Genomic DNA, 3,011 nt, shown 5'->3' with positions numbered 1-3,011 from the left:
ACACTGTCGGGTACCTTGGGCACAGAAACAGGCGGTACTGGATGAGGAACAACGGGCTTATCTGATGCGTTATTGCCATGCTCCCGGTATCTGTTGCGTGGAGAATTTGTATTTTCGCCATCCTGAAGGATGTGAACATTGTTGCCAGACGATTACCTTGAGTGGACGGGTTGTTAGCCGGGGAGTGACCGGTCGTAGCGTGGTGGCAGAAGTCATTAGGCCAGATGCCCGATTTTTTACCTTGTTGATGACCGAGGGCAAAGAGGCCGCGAGACAACACTGGGTATCGAATTTAAGTGGAATAACTCGTTGCCAGCATCTACTGAATAAGCTGAATGCCGGGCTGATTGATCCATTGGAGGCCGACTTAGTGTGTCCGCTGGATGAGGATGATTATTTGCTGATGGAGCAGGGTGATGCGTGAAATGTCATGGATCTGCCGTCTGCGCTATGTGTTAGTTCGCCACACTTTCTTACCCAGTTATCGCATCATTTTCTATGAGGCGTTGCGTTTTCTACTGGAGAACCAGATACCGTTATTGAAGGCGTTGCGGCAGATACGTGATGTGTATACCCATTTCGATACCCACTGGCATCCGTTTGCTGAACTCATTGACGATTGCATCTCGGCGCTCACTGATAACAGTCAAACGAATACCTTGGAACATGTGCTGGCGGTTTGGGGACCGGTAGAAGAGGCGGCGTTAATTAGTGCGGGTATGCGCAGCGGTCATTTGCCTGAAGCGCTGAGTCAGGCCATTACACTGATAGGTTGCCGTCAGCGTATTTTGATGGTGTCGCTCAGAATGATGATTTATCCCTTGCTGTTGGTGTTACTGATGACCGGATTACTGGTGATCACCGCCACAGAACTGGTACCAACGCTAAGAAATATTGCAGATCCGCAAAACTGGCAGGGGGTGCTGGCATGGCTGAACGGGATGGCGACATTCTTTGAGCATGCTTTCCTGTGGTGTGGTGTCTTACTGCTCTCTTTTATTGTGGGCGTGGCGTATTCGCTCCCGCGGTGGGTCAACCGTCTGCGGCGCATCGCGGATCATTTTATCCCCTGGTCGGTCTACAGTGATATTCAGGGTGCCGTTTTTTTACTGAACATGGCTTCCCTTTTACGTGCTCATGTTCAGACGCTGGATGCGTTAATTATCCTGCAACGCTTTGCATCTCCCTGGTTACAGATTCGTCTGGAGTCTATTGCTGATTGTGTCCGTGAAGGGGATCACTTTGGCAGGGCACTGCATCACTGTGGCTATGACTTTCCGTCAAAGGAAGCGGTGAATTTTTTGTCGCTGCTGACGGAAGGTGATGGCACTCCTGACATGATTGGACGCTATGGTGAGCGCTGGCTGGACCAAACCATCGTGCGGGTGAACAGGCGGGCCAATTTGGTCATGTTGTGTTCCCTGTTGCTGGTTGTCGGGGCATTTATGTTGATTTTGCTAGCCGTTATGGAAATACAGAACATGGCTAACATCATGCCGTAATGCCCTTAAATTAAACCTCCTTTTTAACGATTTTCTCCATAAAGAACCCTTCATATAAGGAATAAATCAATGCAGTACATGATGATACAGAAACAAGACAGCATGGTCCGTCCCCCTGAACGGGGTTGGGCTATTTTGGAAAATGGCGCGGTGGCTCTGGTTGTGATTGCCGTGATTACTGTGGTTTTGGGGGGCATTTATATGTTGTATGACCGCAAGGATGCGGTTGTGGAAACAACGAATCTGCAAACTATCATCTCTAGTACTCAGGGGTTAATGAAAGGCAGCGGAGGGTATGAATTTAGTAATGCAGACAAGATGACCGGCGTCCTGATTCAGTTGGGTGGCATACCGAAGAGTATGACGGTTCGCGGTGATACGACTTCTGGTAATGCTACGTTGTGGAATACTTGGGGTGGTCAGGTTAAGGTCGGCCCGAGCAGCACGGGGGGATTTAATAATGGATTCACGGTAACTTACGAGAGAGTCCCTCAGTCTGCCTGTGTTTCATTGGTGACTGGGATGAGCCGGGGAGGAAGTGCGTCAGAGATCACTATTAATAATACTCATCACGCTGATGGCAAGGTGACACTGGAAAGTGCCAGTACAGAATGCACAAGGAACAACGGTCGTACCGGGACCAACAAACTGATCTTTACGATTAATGGTTAAATGAAGACACTGATTGCGGTTAGCTTTCCTACAGAATATACCCCTCTGGTTATGATGACGTTATTTGTCATCGGATGCGTGCTGCTTCGTCCGGTGAGTAAATTTTTGCAGGAATACGGTCTGTTGATGTGTTCAGTGCATCCGGTACCACGAATGGCTATCTGTTTGTACGTGGTGTCGGGCACATTGATGTTGTTATCACCAGCGCCGCTCATGGAGCGGATAGTCGCACTGTTGCTGTTGAGTTTTTTGTTGCAATTATCGGTTATAGACGTTTTGAGTGGCTGGCTTCCTCGTCAGTTTACACTGGCTTGCCTGGTGTCCGGTGTCTTGGTCAGTATTTCGTTGCCGTCAGTGTCAATAACTCTTTTGGCTACGGTGCTTATGCTTGCCGGGATGAGTGTGTTACGCAAGTTGATGAACCGGCACTCTCAATGTGAAGCGCTGGGAATGGGGGATGTCTGGCTGATGGGAGCGCTGTGTGCCTGGCTGACAGGGTTACCGGCACTGATAGGTTGCTTGATTGGTCTGTCCGGTTTCGTGCTGTGGTATTTGGCACAATTACCTCATCAAGGTATGAAAGGTGGGCCGCTGGGACCTTGGCTCAGTTTAGGGAGTGTGGTCATGTTGTTGGAACGATTATATCAGCCAATATGGGTAATCTAATAGTGACAGAAAGAAAGGGGTGTTGTGGCAGCAGCAGGGGGCCAGGGCCGGATAGGGGATATATGATGCTGGGCACTGCTGCCGGACTCATGATATTGCTGGTATTGGCGGCGTTGGGAACCCGCATTTACAACGATTATCTGACAGAGAAGTCCTGGCAGGTCATGGCGG

3 protein-coding genes and 1 pseudogene are annotated in these 3,011 nt (G+C 49.6%); all 4 read left to right on the top strand.

The genetic code is table 11. The annotated features are described in order from the left end of the window. Positions 1-424, top strand: a pseudogene (locus ACGF7G_RS21845) (pilus assembly protein); the annotation flags it as partial. After that, the gene (locus ACGF7G_RS21840; RefSeq protein ID WP_387468357.1) at positions 417-1,502 is read left to right on the top strand and encodes a type II secretion system F family protein; all 1,086 of its coding nucleotides are present in this window, start codon (positions 417-419) and stop codon (positions 1,500-1,502) included. The pseudogene ACGF7G_RS21845 and the gene ACGF7G_RS21840, both read left to right, overlap by 8 nt. Positions 1,503-1,571: 69 nt before the next feature. Further along, a complete protein-coding gene (locus tag ACGF7G_RS21835) occupies positions 1,572-2,174 on the top strand; it encodes a type 4 pilus major pilin (protein WP_387468356.1) in 603 nt (200 codons plus the stop codon). After that, positions 2,175-2,840 (top strand): prepilin peptidase, encoded by a 666-nt coding sequence (locus ACGF7G_RS21830; protein WP_387468355.1) that lies wholly within the window; start codon positions 2,175-2,177, stop codon positions 2,838-2,840. The last annotated feature ends 171 nt before the right edge of the window (positions 2,841-3,011 follow it).

The sequence above is a fragment of the Photorhabdus sp. RM323S genome, from assembly GCF_042879375.1.
GTDB classification, from domain to species: Bacteria; Pseudomonadota; Gammaproteobacteria; order Enterobacterales; family Enterobacteriaceae; genus Photorhabdus; species Photorhabdus tasmaniensis.
The sequence above is the reverse complement of the archived record's forward strand: the minus strand, read 5'-3'. Positions and strand labels throughout refer to the sequence as shown.

Excerpts from the sequence above, each read along its gene's own strand:
- ACGF7G_RS21840 (WP_387468357.1), top strand. The coding sequence starts at position 417 with ATGCGTGAAATGTCATGGATCTGCCGTCTGCGCTATGTGTTAGTTCGC.
- ACGF7G_RS21835 (WP_387468356.1), top strand. The coding sequence starts at position 1,572 with ATGCAGTACATGATGATACAGAAACAAGACAGCATGGTCCGTCCCCCT.
- ACGF7G_RS21830 (WP_387468355.1), top strand. The coding sequence starts at position 2,175 with ATGAAGACACTGATTGCGGTTAGCTTTCCTACAGAATATACCCCTCTG.